Annotated in this window: 17 protein-coding genes; 9 read left to right on the top strand and 8 right to left on the bottom strand. The window is 62.4% G+C overall.

Going from position 1 to position 16,833, the window contains the following annotated elements:
* Nucleotides 1-195: 195 nt before the first annotated feature.
* The 3 genes from zwf (at nucleotide 196) to edd (ending at nucleotide 4,264) form a co-directional block, all read left to right on the top strand.
* Nucleotides 196-1,665, top strand: a complete 1,470-nt coding sequence (gene zwf, locus NKJ08_RS09565) for a glucose-6-phosphate dehydrogenase (RefSeq protein WP_352526315.1) — start codon at nucleotides 196-198, stop codon at nucleotides 1,663-1,665.
* Nucleotides 1,647-2,366, top strand: a complete 720-nt coding sequence (gene pgl, locus NKJ08_RS09560; RefSeq protein ID WP_352526314.1) for a 6-phosphogluconolactonase — start codon at nucleotides 1,647-1,649, stop codon at nucleotides 2,364-2,366. Before zwf ends, pgl begins: the two co-directional genes overlap by 19 nt.
* Nucleotides 2,367-2,440: 74 nt before the next feature.
* The gene (gene edd, locus NKJ08_RS09555; RefSeq protein ID WP_352526313.1) at nucleotides 2,441-4,264 is read left to right on the top strand and encodes a phosphogluconate dehydratase; all 1,824 of its coding nucleotides are present in this window, start codon (nucleotides 2,441-2,443) and stop codon (nucleotides 4,262-4,264) included.
* A 99-nt stretch (nucleotides 4,265-4,363) separates the two neighbouring features.
* On the opposite strand, the gene NKJ08_RS09550 is transcribed toward edd, so the two are convergent.
* The 4 genes from NKJ08_RS09550 to NKJ08_RS09535 form a co-directional block, all read right to left on the bottom strand.
* Nucleotides 4,364-6,031 carry a vWA domain-containing protein gene (locus NKJ08_RS09550; RefSeq protein ID WP_352526312.1) on the bottom strand — a complete coding sequence of 556 codons (1,668 nt, stop codon included), beginning with the start codon at nucleotides 6,029-6,031 and terminating at the stop codon, nucleotides 4,364-4,366.
* 111 nt (nucleotides 6,032-6,142) lie between these two features.
* A complete protein-coding gene (locus NKJ08_RS09545; protein WP_352526310.1) occupies nucleotides 6,143-7,141 on the bottom strand; it encodes a GlxA family transcriptional regulator in 999 nt (332 codons plus the stop codon).
* A 16-nt stretch (nucleotides 7,142-7,157) separates the two neighbouring features.
* Nucleotides 7,158-8,075, bottom strand: a complete 918-nt coding sequence (locus tag NKJ08_RS09540) for a bifunctional methylenetetrahydrofolate dehydrogenase/methenyltetrahydrofolate cyclohydrolase (protein ID WP_352526309.1) — start codon at nucleotides 8,073-8,075, stop codon at nucleotides 7,158-7,160.
* Between the two features lie 209 nt (nucleotides 8,076-8,284).
* Nucleotides 8,285-9,019, bottom strand: coding sequence for a hypothetical protein (locus NKJ08_RS09535; protein ID WP_352781679.1), 735 nt, complete (start codon nucleotides 9,017-9,019; stop codon nucleotides 8,285-8,287).
* 307 nt (nucleotides 9,020-9,326) lie between these two features.
* Here NKJ08_RS09535 and proC point away from each other — a divergent pair, with 307 nt between their 5' ends.
* Entirely contained in the window at nucleotides 9,327-10,142 is an 816-nt protein-coding gene (gene proC / locus NKJ08_RS09530) for a pyrroline-5-carboxylate reductase (RefSeq protein ID WP_352526307.1), read from the top strand.
* 14 nt (nucleotides 10,143-10,156) lie between these two features.
* Here the strand turns inward: proC and NKJ08_RS09525 are convergent, their stop codons facing one another.
* The 3 genes from NKJ08_RS09525 to NKJ08_RS09515 form a co-directional block, all read right to left on the bottom strand.
* A complete protein-coding gene (locus tag NKJ08_RS09525) occupies nucleotides 10,157-10,549 on the bottom strand; it encodes a type II toxin-antitoxin system VapC family toxin (RefSeq protein ID WP_352526305.1) in 393 nt (130 codons plus the stop codon).
* Nucleotides 10,549-10,791: a type II toxin-antitoxin system VapB family antitoxin gene (locus NKJ08_RS09520; RefSeq protein WP_352526304.1), complete on the bottom strand. Its 243-nt coding sequence runs from the start codon at nucleotides 10,789-10,791 to the stop codon at nucleotides 10,549-10,551. The genes NKJ08_RS09525 and NKJ08_RS09520 overlap by 1 nt, the downstream gene beginning before the upstream one ends.
* 124 nt (nucleotides 10,792-10,915) lie before the next feature.
* Nucleotides 10,916-12,229, bottom strand: coding sequence for an NAD(P)H-dependent oxidoreductase (locus tag NKJ08_RS09515; RefSeq protein ID WP_352526302.1), 1,314 nt, complete (start codon nucleotides 12,227-12,229; stop codon nucleotides 10,916-10,918).
* Between the two features lie 388 nt (nucleotides 12,230-12,617).
* Between NKJ08_RS09515 and NKJ08_RS09510 the strand changes: the two genes are divergently transcribed.
* Genes NKJ08_RS09510 through NKJ08_RS09500 form a run of 3 tightly spaced genes read left to right on the top strand, consistent with a single transcriptional unit; the run spans nucleotide 12,618 to nucleotide 14,684 of the window.
* On the top strand, nucleotides 12,618-13,850 hold the full coding sequence (locus tag NKJ08_RS09510) for a pilus assembly protein TadG-related protein (RefSeq protein ID WP_352526300.1): 1,233 nt from the start codon (nucleotides 12,618-12,620) through the stop codon (nucleotides 13,848-13,850).
* A 5-nt stretch (nucleotides 13,851-13,855) separates the two neighbouring features.
* The gene (locus NKJ08_RS09505) at nucleotides 13,856-14,290 is read left to right on the top strand and encodes a TadE/TadG family type IV pilus assembly protein (RefSeq protein WP_352526298.1); all 435 of its coding nucleotides are present in this window, start codon (nucleotides 13,856-13,858) and stop codon (nucleotides 14,288-14,290) included.
* Nucleotides 14,291-14,330: 40 nt separating this feature from the next.
* A complete protein-coding gene (locus tag NKJ08_RS09500) occupies nucleotides 14,331-14,684 on the top strand; it encodes a TadE/TadG family type IV pilus assembly protein (RefSeq protein WP_352526296.1) in 354 nt (117 codons plus the stop codon).
* A 72-nt stretch (nucleotides 14,685-14,756) separates the two neighbouring features.
* On the opposite strand, the gene NKJ08_RS09495 is transcribed toward NKJ08_RS09500, so the two are convergent.
* Nucleotides 14,757-14,942 (bottom strand): hypothetical protein, encoded by a 186-nt coding sequence (locus tag NKJ08_RS09495; RefSeq protein WP_352526294.1) that lies wholly within the window; start codon nucleotides 14,940-14,942, stop codon nucleotides 14,757-14,759.
* 185 nt (nucleotides 14,943-15,127) lie between these two features.
* Between NKJ08_RS09495 and NKJ08_RS09490 the strand changes: the two genes are divergently transcribed.
* Together NKJ08_RS09490 and NKJ08_RS09485 are read left to right on the top strand one after the other, a co-directional pair.
* Nucleotides 15,128-16,009 (top strand): YihY/virulence factor BrkB family protein, encoded by an 882-nt coding sequence (locus NKJ08_RS09490; RefSeq protein WP_352526292.1) that lies wholly within the window; start codon nucleotides 15,128-15,130, stop codon nucleotides 16,007-16,009.
* On the top strand, nucleotides 15,999-16,772 hold the full coding sequence (locus NKJ08_RS09485) for an SDR family NAD(P)-dependent oxidoreductase (RefSeq protein WP_352526290.1): 774 nt from the start codon (nucleotides 15,999-16,001) through the stop codon (nucleotides 16,770-16,772). The genes NKJ08_RS09490 and NKJ08_RS09485 overlap by 11 nt, the downstream gene beginning before the upstream one ends.
* Nucleotides 16,773-16,833 lie beyond the last annotated feature (61 nt).

Genomic DNA, 16,833 nt, shown 5'->3' with positions numbered 1-16,833 from the left:
TCTCCTTTGGCTTTCGCCTCGATCCCGCTCTATGCTGCACCTGCGAAGGCTCCCAGAAGCATCGCTTGCCGACAAGCCTCCGGGTGGCGCCGGTGTCAAGAGCACACGCGGATGTGACGGAATGGCACTGGAACACTTAAATCGATTAGATTATATCAGCCGCGTTATCGCGCCCGGCGTCAGAGCGGACAGACCATGACCAGCCAGATCATCCCCGTCGACCCTTTCGACTTCATCATTTTCGGCGGCACCGGCGATCTGTCGGAACGCAAGCTTCTGCCGTCGCTGTACTATCGCCAGCGCGACCACCAGTTTTCCGAACCGACGCGCATCATCGGCACGTCGCGCTCGAAGATGACCGACGAGGAATTCCAGTCTTTCGCCAGGCAAGCGATTGCCGACCATGTGAAGCCTGCCGATATCGACGCTACCGAACTGAAGACGTTCCTCGCACGGCTCTCTTATGTCCCGGCCGACGCGACCACAGGTGCTGGCTTCGACAGGCTGAAGAAGGCAATCGGCAACAGCGAACATATCCGCGCTTTCTATCTGGCGGTGGCGCCGGCGCTGTTCGGTGACATCTCGCACAAGCTGAAGGAACACGGGCTGATCACGCCGAATTCGCGCATCGTGCTGGAAAAGCCGATCGGCCGCGATCTCGCCTCGGCGCGCGCGCTCAACGATTTGGTCGGCGACGACTTCCATGAAAGCCAGATTTTCCGCATCGACCACTATCTCGGCAAGGAGACCGTGCAGAACCTGATGGCACTGCGCTTTGCCAATGCGCTTTACGAGCCGCTGTGGAACTCCGCCAATGTCGATCATGTGCAGATCACCGTGGCCGAGACGGTCGGCCTGGAAGACCGCGTCACTTATTACGACAAGGCCGGCGCATTGCGCGACATGGTGCAGAACCACATGCTGCAGCTGCTCTGCCTCGTCGCCATGGAAGCGCCGTCGTCGATGGACGCCGATGCCGTCCGTGACGAAAAGCTGAAAGTGTTGCGGGCGCTGAAGCGCATCAACGGCAACGAAGCGCCCAAGCACACGGTGCGCGGGCAATACCGTGCCGGCGCCTCGGCCGGCGGGCCGGTGAAAGGCTATGTCGAGGAGCTCGGCAAGAATAGCAACACCGAGACCTTCGTTGCGCTCAAGGCCGAGATCGGCAACTGGCGCTGGGCGGGCGTGCCGTTCTACCTCCGGACCGGCAAGCGGCTGGCGACCCGCGTTTCGGAGATCGTCATCGAATTCAGGCCAATCCCGCATTCGATCTTCGGCGACAGCGCCGGACCGATCTTCGCCAATCAGCTGGTGATCAGGCTGCAGCCCGACGAAGGCGTCAAGCAGTTCATCATGATCAAAGATCCCGGGCCGGGCGGCATGCGGCTGCGCCAGATTCCGCTCGACATGAGCTTCGCGCTATCCTTCGGCGCGCGCGCGCCCGATGCCTATGAGCGGCTGATCATGGATGTCATCCGTGGCAACCAGACGCTGTTCATGCGCCGCGACGAGGTCGAGGCGGCGTGGAAATGGATCGACCCGATCCAGAACGCCTGGGAGAACGCTAGGCAGGAAGCGCAAAGCTACACCGCCGGCACATGGGGGCCATCGGCCTCCATTGCGCTGATCGAACGCGACGGGCGGACATGGCACGAGAGCAATTGAGCGACGCCGCCGCCTATACGTGGCACGAATTTGCCGAACGCCAGCAGCTGGCGGCAGCACTTGCCGGCCACGTCGCCGGCCGCCTGTCAAAGGCAATCGCGGCGCGCGGCACGGCATTTCTCGCCGTCTCCGGGGGCACCACGCCGGCGAAATTCTTCACGGCGCTTTCCAACATTCCGATCGCCTGGGACAAGGTCAAGGTGACACTGGTCGACGAGCGTTTCGTGCCGGCGTCGTCGCCGCGATCCAATGCCGGCCTGGTGGCCGCCAACTTGCTGCAGAACGCGGCCGCCGCCGCAAATTTCGTTCCCCTCTACCATGAGGCGACAAGCGTCGAGGATGCGGCGGTCTCCGACAGCAAGGCGCTGCAATCGCTGCCTTGGCCGCTCGACGTCGTCGTGCTCGGCATGGGAACCGACGGCCACACCGCCTCGTTCTTTCCGGATGCCGACGAACTAGCAAAATTGCTCGACCCGTCTTCCCAAAGGATCGTGCTGCCGGTTCACGCGGCAAGCGCCGGCGAGCCGCGGCTGACGCTGTCGCTGGCACGGATCGTCGAAGCCAATCTTCTCGCACTGCACATCGAAAGCGAAGACAAGCGCGAGGCATTCGAGAGCGCGATGGCATCGGGAACACGAAAGCCCATTCGTGCTGTGCTCGATGCAGCCGAGAGGCCCGTAGAGGTTTTCTGGGCACCCTGATTTCGAACTTGGCTGCAGGTCCCGGCATCCAACCGGAAGTGTTTGCGGGACCTCGCCTGAAAGGACTGATCGCCATGACCGCAAGACGCGACATCGAAGCCATCACCCAGCGCATCCGCGAGCGCTCCAAGCCCGGTCGCGAGGCCTATCTCGGCCGCATCGCCGAAGCCTCGAACCGCACCGCCAACCGGGCCGTGCTGTCCTGCGGCAACCTGGCCCATGGCTTTGCCGTCTGCAGTCCATCCGAAAAGGTGGCGCTTGGCGGCGACCGGGTGCCGAACCTCGGCATCATCACCTCCTATAACGACATGCTGTCGGCGCATCAGCCTTTCGAGACGTTTCCGGCGCTGATCAAGGACGCGGCACGCGAGGCCGGCGGCATTGCCCAGGTGGCCGGCGGCGTGCCGGCGATGTGCGACGGCGTAACCCAGGGCCAGCCCGGAATGGAGCTGTCACTGTTCTCGCGCGACGTGATCGCCATGGCCGCGGCAATCGGCCTGTCGCACAACATGTTCGACGCCGCCGTCTATCTCGGCGTCTGCGATAAGATCGTGCCGGGGCTGGTGATCGCGGCGCTGACCTTCGGCCATCTGCCTGCCGTGTTCATCCCGGCGGGACCGATGACGACCGGCCTGCCCAACGATGAAAAAGCCAAGATCCGCCAGCTTTATGCAGAAGGCAAAGCGGGGCGCGCCGAACTGCTCGAAGCAGAATCCAAATCCTATCACGGGCCGGGAACCTGCACTTTCTACGGCACCGCCAATTCCAACCAGATGCTGATGGAGATCATGGGCCTGCACACCCCTGGCGCCTCGTTCGTCAATCCGGGCACGCCGCTGCGCGACGCGCTGACCAGGGAAGCGACCAAGCGGGCGCTGGCGATCACCGCGCTCGGCAACGCCTACACGCCGGTCGGGCGGATGATCGACGAGCGCTCGATCGTCAACGGCATCGTCGGCCTGCACGCCACCGGCGGTTCGACCAACCACACCATCCACCTGATCGCCATGGCGGCAGCGGCCGGCATCGCCATTACCTGGCAGGACATTTCCGACATCTCGGAAGCAGTGCCGCTGCTGGCGAGGGTCTATCCGAACGGCCTTGCCGACGTAAACCACTTCCACGCCGCGGGCGGGCTCGGCTTCCTGATCCGCGAACTCCTCGACGCAGGCATCCTGCACGAGGATGTGCAGACGGTGTGGGGCGAAGGGCTGCGCCCCTACGCGGTTGAGGCCAAGCTCGGCGCCGACGGCGGCGTCGTGCGCGAGGCCTCGCCGCGCGAGAGCGGCGACGAGAAGGTGCTGGCGCCGTTCAAGAAGGCGTTCCAGCCGAGCGGCGGGCTGAAGGTACTTTCAGGCAATCTCGGCCATGCCGTCATCAAGACCTCGGCGGTCAAGCCGGAGCGGCGCATCATCGAAGCGCCGGCCAAGGTTTTCGATAGCCAGCAAGGGCTGAACGAGGCGTTCAAGGCGGGGTCGCTGACCGGCGACTTCATCGCCGTCATCCGGTTCCAGGGCCCAAAGGCCAACGGCATGCCGGAATTGCACAGGCTGACCACAGTGCTCGGCATCCTACAGGACCGCGGCCAGCATGTGGCGCTGGTCACCGACGGGCGCATGTCAGGCGCTTCCGGCAAGGTGCCGGCGGCGATCCACGTGACGCCGGAAGCGGCGGAGGACGGGCCGATCGCCAGGATCCATAACGGCGATATCATCAAGCTCGACGCCGAGGCCGGAACGCTGGAGGTGCTGGTGCCGGCCGGCGATTTCGCACTGCGGCGAGCAGCGGACAGCGACCTCATAGGCAATGAATTCGGCTTCGGCCGCGAGCTTTTCGCCGGGTTCCGGCAGATGGTTGGGCGCGCCGACCACGGCGCGAGCGCCTTCGGAACGGCGTGACCGTTTTCGGCATGAGAAAGAGCGGCTGGTGGCCGCCCTATCTATTGTTTTAGCCGCATTTCTACGACGCCAACTGATTCCACTTGGCTGCAAAATGCTCTATTGAACCGTCAGCTCGGCTCGCGCGCCGGCCCTGACCGTTACCGTGCCTTCCTTCGAGCTGTTGTCCGATTTCTCCGAAACCACCGCGTAGTCGCCAGCCGAAAGGGTGGCCTGATACTTCTGGTCATAGGCGTAGCCGACCGACTTGCGGGTTCCGTCGATGTCCTTCTTGGCCTCGAAAACCTCGATCTTCGAGGCGCCTGGCGCGGTGATCGCCAGCACGCCGGCGTTCATGGCAACCTTCAGGTCCTGATGTTCGCCAATCTTGACACTGAACGGCTGCTCGGCCACCGCGAGATCAACCGTCGCGATCATTATATAATTGTCGGGCGGCAGATCGAACTTGCTGTCGGGACCGTAGGCATAAGTCACCTCCTGCCTGGTTCCGTCGACCTGCTTTTTCGCCTGGAGCACCTTGAAGCCGACGCCCGAACCCTCGGCCTTGTCGCCACCGGCAGCATAATAGGCGTTGGCGACCACACGCCCGACGCCGACGATGATGTGCTTGTCGATGACCCTGCCGGCAGCAAGCGGGATCGTCTCGGTGACCACGCCCTGGCCGATCGTGACGGTCACCTTCTCGTCGCCGGCCGGCAGCACGACTTTCGTGTCGCCATAATAGGTCGGCGGCGTGTCGACGCCCGGATAGGCGATCACGACAGCCGCGCCGTCGTCGACGTCCGCCCCTTCGCTTGGCCTGGGGTGGATGACCAGCGTGCCGGCATTCAAGGTGAAGAGCGGTTTGGCGACCTGGCCCGGCTCGATCCTGATCTTCTGTTCGGCCTTGGCCTCGCCGGCGCGCGCGACGACGATATAGTCGCCCGGCTCCAGATTGCCCTTGTAGCGGCCGTATTCGGTGGTGACGGGATCGCCGCGCGTGCCGTCGGAATTTGCCTTGTAGATTTCCCAGGCATTGCCGTCGGTGACGGGGTCGCCACCTTGGGCAAGCACGACGGTCGGCACGAAATTGAATTCCGCCGGCTGAGCGGGCGCCGGCTGGGGAGCAGGCTGCGGGGCGGGAGCCGGTTCAGGAGCCGGTGGCGGCGGCGCAACGGTCTCGACGAGGGCATCCTGCAACGCCTTCTCGTCGGACACCTGGATGTATTTGCCGCCGGTGTTGTCGGCGAGGCAAGCGACCTGCTTGCCTTCGGCAGCCGTCAAGCCGAAGCCGACGACGTCGACGGTGAAGTCGACGCCGGCAGCCTCCAGTTCCTTGCCGAGCGCACAGGGATCGCCGTTGCACGTCTCGATGCCATCGGTGATGAGAACGACCGTCGCCTTGTCTTCCCTGTATTTCAACGATTCCGCCGCTTGCTTGACGGCGGCGGTCAGCGGCGTCTTACCTTGAAATTTCAAGCTGTCGGCCGCGGCTGAAATCGCGCTTGCCGAGCCTGCCTGCGGCGCCACAATGAGTTCGATGTCGTCGCAACTGGCCTTCTCGCGATGGCCATAGGCCATGAAGCCGATTTCCTCGTCTGCCGGGACCGACTGCAGCACGGCTCGCAGCGATTCACGGGCGATTTCGAGCTTGGGCTTGCCGTCGATCTGCGCCCACATCGAGCCGGAGGCATCGAGAATGACGATGACGCGGTCGGCGGCAAAGCCGAGCCCCGTCATCCACAGCAGCAGGGCCGCCGCAGCGACGCTCCGTGCAAATGCCGCCATAAAGATCTCCCCCTCGGTCGCCGCCGCCCGGCGCGGGAAAGCTATTTGACGCCGCGTCGCGACACAAGCCCGGATGGAGCACGAAGCTGCATCGCCAACTGCGCCAAACCCTCAATAGGTCGTGCGGCGCTCCTCGGAAGGCGGCCGGCCGAATTGCAGCCGGTAGCTCTGGGCAAAATAGGAATGCGAGGTGAAGCCGGTGGCGATTGCCACGTCCAGGATCGGCATGTTGGTCTGGCGCAGCAATTCGCGCGCTCGCTCGAGCCTGAGCCGCATGTAATAGCGGCCGGGGGTCACGCTCAGATGGCGCAGGAACAGGCGCTCGACCTGGCGCACCGACAGGCCCGCCGACTTGGCGAGCTGCACCGCCGACAGCGGCTCGTCGAGATGGTCGGCCATCAGCTCGACGATGCGGCGCAGCTTTTCCGACTTACCGGTCAAGTCGCGCTCCGGGCCGACGCGCTGGCGGTCTCCGGCCGAGCGGATGCGCTCATGCTGGAACTGGTTGGCGACACCGTTGGCGAGGCTCGAGCCGAAATCGCCGCGCACGATCTCCAGCATCAGGTCGATCGAGGTGGTGCCGCCGGCGCAGGTGTAGCGCTTGCGGTCGATCTCGAAGACGTTGCCGGTGCAGTTGATGTCCGGAAAGCGTTCGAGGAAACCGGCGCGGTTTTCCCAATGGATGGTGCAGCGGTAGCCGTCGAGCTGGCCTGCCTCGGCAAGCAGGTAGGAGCCGACCGAAAGTGCGCCGAGCGCATTGCCGCGCCGGCCCCAACTGCGCAGTGCCGCCAGCACCTTGCTCTTGCCGGGAAACTCCGTCGTCAGCCCGACCGAGACGAAAAGGATATCGACCGGCGGCAAATCGGCAACGGCGTAGTCGATCTTGAGCGGCAGGCCGTTGGACGCCATGACGGCATCGCCGTCGGCCGACACCGTCGTCCAGCCGTAAAAATCGCGGCCGACCAGCCGGTTCGCCGACCTGAACGTGTCGATTGCCGCGGCCAGCGAGAACATGGAGAACTTGTCGACCAGCAGAAACCCGAACTGCCGGCCGCCCTGAACGGGATCATTAGTGACCGGCCGTTCTAAGGGAACAGTGAGGTTCGGCAAGGACGCTGCTTTCTGGTCAGAAGGAAGGCCGTTTCAACCCGGCTGCGAGATAGGCGGAAGCTAGCGTGTTGGCCATCAGCATGGCAATGGTCATCGGTCCGACGCCGCCAGGCACCGGCGTGATGGCGCCGGCCGCCTTCGCCGCTTCGGCAAAGGCGACATCGCCGACGAGGCGGGTCTTGCCTTCACCCTTCTCAGGTGCGGCGATGCGGTTGATGCCGACGTCGATGACGGTGGCGCCAGGCTTGACCCAGTCGCCCCGGACCATTTCGGGCCGGCCAACGGCGGCAACGAGAATGTCGGCGGTGCGGGCAAGCGCCGGCAGGTCCTTGGTGCGGCTGTGTGCGATGGTGACGGTGCAGTTGGCGGCGAGCAGAAGATTGGCCATCGGCTTGCCGACGATGTTCGAGCGCCCGACGACAACCGCATTGAGGCCGGACAGGTCCTTGCCGCGCACACGTTCGATCAGCAGCATCGAGCCGGCCGGCGTGCAAGGCACGAAGGCGGTCTCGAGCTCGCCAGTGCCGAGCTTGCCGACATTGATGAAGTGGAAGCCGTCGACATCCTTCTCCGGCGCGATGGTCTGGATGATCTTGCCGGCATCGATATGGCCGGGAAGCGGAAGCTGCACCAGGATGCCGTTGATGGCCGGATCGGCGTTGAGCTGGCCGATGATCTTCAACAGGTCCTGCTCGGAGGTTTCGGCCGGCAGCGTGTGCTGAACCGAATGGAAGCCGCATTCCTTGGCGGTGCGGGATTTGGAGGCGACATAGACCTGGCTTGCCGGATCCTTGCCGACGATGACCACTGCAAGACCGGGGACCACTGCGAGACCGGGCTGCCGTCCGCCCGTTTCCGTCAGTTCGGCGGTCAGGGCCTTGACCCGCCGCACCACGTCTTCGGCGACACTTTTTCCGTCAATCAACTCAGCCATGAACCACCCTCGACGTCTATCGCCTAAGCCTGCCGCGTTAAAGCATCCATGCGGCGTGCTCCAGATATCTTTTATGCGTGTCGTTGCCCAGAACCATGCGCAGCCGGACGGACATGCAGCGCGGCATTTTCACGAAAATCCGGCCGGGCAATCCCGCCAATGCGCCGTCTCATGCCGTTAACTCGAAACCGGCATGTTTTATTCGACGCTCAGAAATAGCGGCGACGCGTGCGGTTTTCGGTGAGCTCGCGAACCGCCTCGCGGAATTCGAGCAGGCTGGCGCGGATTTCCTCGATCTGGCTTTGCTGATCGGCGGCTTCCGAAGCCTGATTTGCCTCCGTCGACCAGGCCTCAGTATAGGCCGAATGCGGCGGCGCGGGTTGCTGCGGATAAGGTGCCTGTCCGGCATAATGCGGCTGTGGATAGAAGGCGGGCGGCATGGCTGCGCTGGAATTTGTGGGGGCGGAATTCTCGCCCGACGTCATCTCCTCCGGCGCTCTGCCGGGCACGAGTCTGCGCAGCGCCGACAACACGGCACCGATCGCGCCTGGACGTTTGGTGCGCGCGACCTCGACCGACGGAGCGGGAGGCGGTGCTGCCCGGTACGCGGCGCGATCAGCGGAACCGGCATCGAGGCCGCCAAGGGAGCCAGCGGGGTCGAAAAATACATCGGCAGCTGCAGCCTCTTCCGTCAGTATGGTGCCGCCCTCTGGCTCATCAGGATGGGGCTGGCTTGAGCCGGCGGCCGCCGAGAGGATGGGGCTGGAGCGCGCCTCGCGGCGCGAGCGGGCGAGACGATGGCGTGTGGCGGCCTCGCGCCATGACCGGCCTGCGCGGTCCTCTAGCGAAACCAGCGATGCTTCGTCCTCGGCGCGCACCGCTTCGACGAGCGACAGCAAGGACCGCTCGTTCCTGCAGTGTTCACGATTATCCCTGTAAGCCATGGTTCCTGGAGCTTTCCCCTCGGGCTGGGATGTAGCGACCGCCCATTGGTTAACCGATGCTAAACAGGCATAGGAAATAAAAGGTTAATTGGCCGCCCCCGCCGCTGCGCGACTACATGCGCATCCCAACCGCAAGGAGAACATCTGTCTCGGCGATTTCTTCATTGATGATGGTGGTGTTGCTGGCCTGAGCAAGTATCGTTGCGACCGATCGCAGTCCGGGATTCCGCCTGATCACAGTCCCAACAGGGGCTTCCCCGCCCTGCCGCGAACGTCTATGGGAAGCCATCTCTATGGGAGGCTTTCGATGACGATCAGGCTTGTTCTCGCCGGTTGCGGCAATATGGGCTACGCCATGCTCTCGGGCTGGCTGAAAGCCGGCAAGCTCGCTCCGGCTGCGGTGTTCGTGGTCGAGCCCAATGCCGAGTTGCGCAAGCGTGCCGAAGCACTGGGCTGCGCTGCTGCCGCGGATGCTGGCACGATCCCGGCGGACGCCGTGCCGACCCTCGTCGTCATTGCGGTGAAGCCTCAGGTGATCCGCGACGTGACGGCTGGCTACATCCGCTTCAACGATGGCCGAACCACCTTCCTCAGCATCGCCGCCGGGACACCGGTCGCTACGTTCGAAGGTATTCTCGGCGACCGCGCGCCGATCGTGCGCTGCATGCCCAACACGCCGGCGGCGATCGGCAAGGGCATGATGGTGGTGTTTTCCAACAGGCTGGTTTCCGACGACACCAAACGCCTTGTCGCCGACCTGCTTTCGGCAAGCGGGCAAGTGGCCGATATCGACGACGAGGGCCTGATGGATGCGGTGACGGCAGTCTCCGGGTCGGGGCCGGCCTATATTTTCCATTTCATCGAAGCGCTGACCGTGGCCGCCGAGAAGGCTGGCCTGCCGACCGGGACTGCCAAACTCTTGGCCATGCAGACGGTCTACGGCGCCGCATCGCTGGCCGCCGAAAGCGGCGAGGAGCCGGGCGTGCTCAGGCAGCAGGTGACCAGCCCCAACGGCACGACGGCTGCCGCGCTTGCCGTTTTGATGGGCGAGGACCGGCTGACGCGCCTGCTCACCGAGGCGGTGGAAGCGGCGCGGCTGCGGTCGATAGAGCTGGGGAAGTAATAGCCGATTGCGGATTACGCGAGATCGGTACGCGAAAAGTCGTTGCCCTTGTAGAGCAATGCGGAGCCATGACTTTTTGCGCAGGCATAAGAAAGGCAGTCGGCTAAGTTGAGCTGGGCGGGATGTCCGCGCCACTTTCCGTAGTCTGAAAATGCCTGGAACGCGAGCTTGGCATCGCTGGCGTCGATCGGCACAATTTCGATTTCAGCCTCGCGAAGAAACGCCTCTATCGCATCTCCGGCGACAACCGGTGGCACGGCAAGCATCGTCGAAAGCCGCATCGCCGCTTCAAGCACGACTAGAGCCGAAGTTATCCTTGCTGGCGCTGCCTCGATGCGGTTGCTCCACTCGCCGGCATCCTCTTCTCCTGAAAGAATCGCGACAACCACGGAGGTGTCGACGAACATCAGGAATGCCCCCACATTTCGTCGATCTCATCCTTGTTGACAGCCCGACCGCCCTGGCCTGCCTTGGCCTTGAAGTCCTTGGCAATGGCAGCGAGCCGCTCCGCCAGGGGAATGCGTCCGCTTTCCCGCCTCAATTCGGATTCAAGCGCCTCGATGACCGCCTCTGTCATCGAAATCTTGCGTTTGGCAGCAAGCTCTCGCGCCAGTTCGCGTGCGCGCGGGTCCCTGATCTGAAGATTCATGTAATCATCTGAAGATTCATGTAATCGCCTCCGCCTTCATCGTCACTACAATATAGAGAATTCGTCATGACAACGCCAGTGCGCTCGGCCGGAGGCCATTGCGACGGCTCACCGGTCGAGAGCCTCACGCCCCATACAGCATCTCGTCCTGCAGCCGGCGCAAGGCGAATAACCTGGTCGTGGGGTCGGGCGCGGCATTGTCGGCGGTGAGCAATTCGCCTTTCCGCACCTGTTTCAGCACCTTGCCGCCTTCGAGCAGGCCGACCGGCACGGCGCGATGGGCGCGGGCCTGTTCGACGGTCATGGTCCAGGAGCGGTAGCAGGTCTCGCCGATCGCATCGAACGTCTCGCCTGCCGCCAGATCGCGCTTGGCCACGGCGCAGACCTCGGCCACCGGCCGTGGCAGCGGCACCATGTCGGGCTTGCCGTAAAGCGCGATACGGGCCGCCGTCAGCGGCACTTCCAGCGAGGTCAGATGGTAGGGCCTGAAGAAGCTGTAATAGGGGCCGTGGCCGATATGCAGATCGTCCATGCGCTCGATGATGCGCGGATGCGTCGCCTCGACGATGACGAAGACGCCGGGCGCCACACCCTTGCCGACGGTGTAGTCGACGACGCCCTTCTTCGACAGGATGCCGCCATGCTCGCGCGGGATCAGCACCTTGACCAGCTCGTCGCGGTCGGCCTTGGGGCCGTGCATGCCAGGAATGTCGGGTACCAGCCCGGTGGCGTTGGCGATGGCGCACATCTCAACCATGGTCTTCGAGCCGTCGACGAACTCGACCAGCATGCGCGGGTTCATGTTGCGGCGCAGCGCTTCCTCGCGGTAGTCGTCGGGAACGGCGTCGTGGTTGAGAGGGTTGTTCTTGCCCTTGCCGGCCGAAACGATGGTGTAGCCGAGCGCCGAGGCGAACTCGATCAGCTCCATGCAGCTCGACGGCTCGTCGCCGGCACCGACCGAATAGACGACGCCGAGCCGGTCGGCCTGCTGCTTCAGATAGCACCCGATGGTGACGTCGGCCTCGACATTCATCATCACCAGATGCTTGCCGTGCTGCATCGCCATCAGGTCGAAATCGGCGGCGACGCCGGGCTTGCCGGTGGCATCGATGACGACATCGATAAGTGGATTGGTGACCAGTATTTCGTTCGAGGTGATGGCGATCTTTCCGCTTTCGATCGCCTGGCTGACCTTCGAAGGCGTATCGGCCTCCCGTGCCATCGCCTCGTCACCATAGGCGATGCGGATGGCGTCACGCGCCGTATGTGGACGGCGGGTCGAGATCGCGCAGACCGAAATGCCCGGCATCAGCATGCCTTGCGTCACCAGGTCGGTGCCCATCTCGCCCGAACCAATGACGCCGATACGCACCGGGCGGCCTTCCGCGGCGCGCTTGGCAAGATCGCCGGCAAGCCCGGTCAAGGCGACATTGGTCATGCTGGAGCGTCCACTGCTTTAAGTCTTTGTTTTTATGCATGTCGTTATCCCAAAACGACTGCGCACTTGGGCAACATGCATCAGGACGCGGGAATAGCAGGGAACGGTAACGGTTTGCCAACGAAACCGGCCGCCGGCGGCGTTTTCTTGCGCTTGGCCCCAAAATCGGATTGGTTCCTGTGAAGACAATGCACCCAGCCAAAGTGTTACCGACGGTCCTGTTGGGCCAACGTCCGCGTTCTCAGATCTTAGAAAAGCCTCTCAGGGCACCGATTCAACCGGCGAAACGAGTGGAGCAGAACCGCTAAGCGCCGTTTGAATGGATCACAGCCAAGAAATGGACGGAAATTCTTAGTCATTCTTTTATGCATCCCGACTTAAATGAGGAATGGACTGGCGTGCCCGTATCTTCAGGCGTTTTTTCCGCATGCGACGAACCGGCAGGAGTGGCAACGTTGCTACTATTTTTGCCCTGTCTCTGCCGATTGTCGTCGGCGGCGCGGGTCTCGGCGTTGAGACTTCCTACTGGTATTACAGCGGCCTGAAGCTACAAGCGGTGGCGGATGCGGCAGCCTATGCTGGCGCTTTGGAAAAGGTTTCAGGATCCGACAAGCCAACGATTGTCTCCGCCGCGACAACGTCAGCGACCACGAACGGCTGGAAACCGTCAGCAGGTACAATCGAGATCTTCACGCCCCCGTCAGCCGGTCCAAATGTCGGGAAAAAAGCGGTTGAGGTGATCGTTCACCAGAACCTCGATCGGTTTTTTACGTCGATATTCACTCAAAACGCGGTTGGCGCACAGGCAAGGGCGGTGGCTCTTATCACGGATGCTTCAAAGGCCTGCCTTACGGTGCTCAATCCTTCCGCTCCGAAAGCGGCGCTCTTTTCAGGCAGTTCGAACCTCAAACTGACCGGCTGCGTCGTGATGTCGAATTCGATAGCCGCGGACGCCATCAAGCTTCAGGGATCGGCAAGCCTTCAGGTCGATTGCCTGATATCGGCAGGCGGTGTTTCGTTGAGCAACCCCGTGACGACCGTGTGCGCCAGCCCGATAACCCAGGCGTTGCCCGCTGCCGATCCTTTTGCCGACTTGCCGGCGCCACCGGCCACGAACCCCTGTCAAAACAGCAATCAGTCGACGTTGCAACCTGGAACATACTGCAGGGGGCTCAGCTTGAGCGGCAATGTAACGCTCTCGCCCGGGGTATACGTCATTCAGGGAGGAGATTTCAAAGCGAACTCGAATGCAAATATTTCAGGCGAGGGAGTCATCATCTATCTGGCCGGCAGCTCCGGCGTCAGCATGAACGGCACGGCCACCGTCAAGCTCAGCGCACCGACGTCAGGCACCTATTCGGGGGTGCTGTTTTACGGCGACAAAGCTAACCTGACTGGATCGAACACGTTTAATGGCACGGCAGATTCGCTTTTGACCGGCGCTTTGTATTTTCCAACACAGGATGTCAATTACCTCGGCAATTTCTCGGGCAAAGGTGGTTGCACTCAGGTCGTCGCCAGTACCGTGCAGTGGTCCGGCAACGCGAACGTCAATCAGGATTGCACCAGCCTTGGAATGCGAGACATTCCGGCCACGCAAACCGTTCAGCTTGTCGAGTAATGTTCGTGGAATGGCTATCAGTCCGGATCTTCCGGAGCGATTCGGGTATTGCTGCGGTAGAGTTTGCGCTGGTTGTGCCGATCCTTTGCCTGGTACTTCTTGCCATCATTGACGGCTGGTCTTTTGTATCAAGCGCGTTGTCGATGCGTGCAGGCGTGAAAACGGCGGCGAACCTCGTGATGCAAGGAGCAGTCAACGATGCAGCTACCCAGGCCGTCGCTCTTTCGAGCTGGGAAAACCGTCCTGATGACGCGCAGGTGACACTGAGCCGGAAATACATGTGCGGGAACATCGTGGCCGATCCGTCTATCCTGTGCGACACTTTGAAAGTTCCCTCGGTATTCGTTGTAATACAGGCGACAGCCACCTGGTCAGCGCCCTTCAGTTTTGGCGAGTTCACGCGCGGGCTCAATCATCAACAGGTGATTCGTGTCCGCTAAAAGGAGAGCTTTCACGCGTGATGCATCAGGCGGAGCTGCATTGGAGTTCGCGCTAATCGCGCCTTTTCTGATAATGCTTTTGATCGGCGTTTTCGCATTCGGCTGGGCTCTGAATGCCATGTCGAGTGTTCGGTATACGCTGGAAACGTCCTCACGTGCGCTGCAAATGAAGAACTCGCTGACTGAAGCCGAAATAGAAGCCCTAGCCACAGCGAAACTGCTGAGTTTGGGATTGAGCGACGTCGATGTAACAATAGCAATCGACGCGCCAAGCGGCGGCTTTCGCATGGCCCATCTCACGGCCAGGTATGCTTTCGTTATCGAGTTCCCGTACTTCGATCGGTATCCGATAAATTATGGGACGACTGTCACAGTTCCATTGGTTGGATCGTGAGCGCGTCCAATAGCCTTACACAATAAGGGGTGAGCGGATCAACGAAAGGGGCTGCGTCGGTTTTCTCGCGGGCTACCGCAATTCGGCCAGCAACGCCTGCGCCTCGGCAAGGTTTTTTTCAGAGCCGGCGGCAAGGTCGCCCATCTTGCCATCCCGAAAGATGACGAGCGCATGCTGGCAGGCGGCAATAGCTTCTTCGGCCATCGCCTTCTGCTTGCGGGCAGCATGATGGCCGACGCGTGGCAACTGTTTGGGCAAGACGTGTTGTTGTCATGGGCTCTGCAATGCCGCTCAGTAGCGATCCTTCGCGCCGCCTCTGTCCCGCCGACATCAAAGTTCCGCACCGCAGCAGCCGTCCTGCTTGCGCCCGTTTCCGGCCCTACTACCCCTCGCCCACCTCTATCTCGCCGCTACTTGTTTAATGACAAGCATGCGAGGCCCACATGTGGAACTTGGCGACGGAGGGCTGGGTACTCCTCAGGCAGAGCATCCTCGGCTTCGTCAACGACAATGCGCTGAGCCGTGGGGCGGCGATAGCGTTTTATGCCACGACTTCGCTTGCGCCGATCCTGCTTATCGTTGTCGCAATCGCCGGCATGGCCTTCGGGCACGAGGCGGCGCAACTCGCGCTTTCGGCCCAGATCGCCGGCCTGATGGGGCCGCAAAGTGCCGAGCTCCTGCAAGCGACGATCGAAAACGCCTCGCAGAAAAAAACGGGAATCGTTGCCAGCATTCTGGGGCTGGTCACGCTGTTCGTTGCCGCATCCGGCGTGTTCGGCGAAATGCAGCTTGCGCTGAATGAAATCTGGAAGGTGCAATCGAGCGGAGCATCGATTTCACGGCTGGTGCGGGCACGCATTGCAAGCCTGGGCCTGGTCGCGGCGCTCGGCTTCCTGCTTCTGGTGTCGCTGGTCGTAAGCGCTGCAATTTCGGCGCTCGGAGAGGTCATCAATGCCTATCTGCCGTTTGGCACCATCATCCTGAGCGCCATCAACGGGATTGTCTCGTTTGCCCTGATCACGCTGCTGTTTGCCGCAATCTACAAGGTGCTGCCCGACCGCAGCCTGCAATGGCGCGATGTCGGCATCGGCGCGGTCGTAACCGGGTTTCTGTTCACCATCGGCAAGTCGCTGATTGGCTGGTATATCGGAACCAGCGCCATCGCTTCGTCATACGGCGCAGCCGGTGCCCTGCTCGTCGTGCTGTTATGGGTCTATTATTCGGCCGAGGTATTTTTGCTGGGCGCCGAATTCACGCGAGCCTATTCGGTTCGACACGGCAGCCGGTCCGATTTGAAGAAGAAGGTGGAACTGCATGACAAATGAGTTCACGCCGAAATTCGATCTGGCCGGCAAGGTGGTGCTGGTTACCGGCGCCTCGCGCGGCATCGGCCGCGCCTGCGCACTCGCCTGCGCCGGCTCGGGCGCCGACATGATCGTCGGCGTGCGCAACACTGCCGACGGCGCGGATCTCACCGCCGAGATCGAACGCATGGGCCGGCGCGCGCTTGCCTTGCAAATGGATCTGACCGACCTGGCAACGGTGCGAAAGGCCGTCGCCGATGCCCACGCCGCCTTCGGCCGCATCGATGTTCTCGTCAACAATGTCGGGCTCGGGCCAGAAAACCTGGCCGAGAACGTGATGGAAGAGGATTTCGACCTCACCGTCAACGTCAACCTCAAGGGCACGTTCTTCACCACGCAGGCGGTCGCACGGCTGATGATCGTGCAACAATCCGGGCGCATCATCAACATCAGCTCGCAGGCCGGCACGGTGACGCTGAAGGGCGAGGCGATCTACTGCATGACCAAGGCGGCGATCAACCATTTGACGCGCTGCCTGGCCGCCGAATGGGCGCAGCACAAGATCACCGTCAACAGCGTCGCGCCGACCTTCATCTGGACCGACGGAACGCGGCCTTCGCTCGACGATCCGAAGTTCCATGCGCATGTGCTCGGCCACATCCCGCTCGGCCGCATCGGCGACCCGATCGACGTCGCGGGCACCGTCGTGTTCCTCGCCTCGCCGGCAGCGTCGCTGATTACGGGGGCGAATATATTGGTGGACGGCGGTTGGTCGGTGGCGTGAGAGGGCTCTTCGGCTGATGCTGCGACACCGCCTCGCGAGTGCTTTCCGATGAGCAGCGAAC

Origin of the sequence: Mesorhizobium sp. M0244 (assembly GCF_040321795.1) — a bacterium.
Taxonomy (GTDB): domain Bacteria; phylum Pseudomonadota; class Alphaproteobacteria; order Rhizobiales; family Rhizobiaceae; genus Mesorhizobium.
This window is presented reverse-complemented; position numbering and strand designations above follow the sequence as displayed.

Bases quoted from the DNA above. Each gene is read 5' to 3' on its own strand.
- zwf (WP_352526315.1), top strand. From the start codon at position 196: ATGACCAGCCAGATCATCCCCGTCGACCCTTTCGACTTCATCATTTTC.
- pgl (WP_352526314.1), top strand. From the start codon at position 1,647: ATGGCACGAGAGCAATTGAGCGACGCCGCCGCCTATACGTGGCACGAA.
- edd (WP_352526313.1), top strand. From the start codon at position 2,441: ATGACCGCAAGACGCGACATCGAAGCCATCACCCAGCGCATCCGCGAG.
- NKJ08_RS09550 (WP_352526312.1), bottom strand. From the start codon at position 6,031: ATGGCGGCATTTGCACGGAGCGTCGCTGCGGCGGCCCTGCTGCTGTGG.
- NKJ08_RS09540 (WP_352526309.1), bottom strand. From the start codon at position 8,075: ATGGCTGAGTTGATTGACGGAAAAAGTGTCGCCGAAGACGTGGTGCGG.
- NKJ08_RS09535 (WP_352781679.1), bottom strand. From the start codon at position 9,019: ATGGCTTACAGGGATAATCGTGAACACTGCAGGAACGAGCGGTCCTTG.
- proC (WP_352526307.1), top strand. From the start codon at position 9,327: ATGACGATCAGGCTTGTTCTCGCCGGTTGCGGCAATATGGGCTACGCC.
- NKJ08_RS09525 (WP_352526305.1), bottom strand. From the start codon at position 10,549: ATGTTCGTCGACACCTCCGTGGTTGTCGCGATTCTTTCAGGAGAAGAG.
- NKJ08_RS09520 (WP_352526304.1), bottom strand. From the start codon at position 10,791: ATGAATCTTCAGATCAGGGACCCGCGCGCACGCGAACTGGCGCGAGAG.
- NKJ08_RS09515 (WP_352526302.1), bottom strand. From the start codon at position 12,229: ATGACCAATGTCGCCTTGACCGGGCTTGCCGGCGATCTTGCCAAGCGC.
- NKJ08_RS09510 (WP_352526300.1), top strand. From the start codon at position 12,618: ATGGACTGGCGTGCCCGTATCTTCAGGCGTTTTTTCCGCATGCGACGA.
- NKJ08_RS09490 (WP_352526292.1), top strand. From the start codon at position 15,128: ATGTGGAACTTGGCGACGGAGGGCTGGGTACTCCTCAGGCAGAGCATC.
- NKJ08_RS09485 (WP_352526290.1), top strand. From the start codon at position 15,999: ATGACAAATGAGTTCACGCCGAAATTCGATCTGGCCGGCAAGGTGGTG.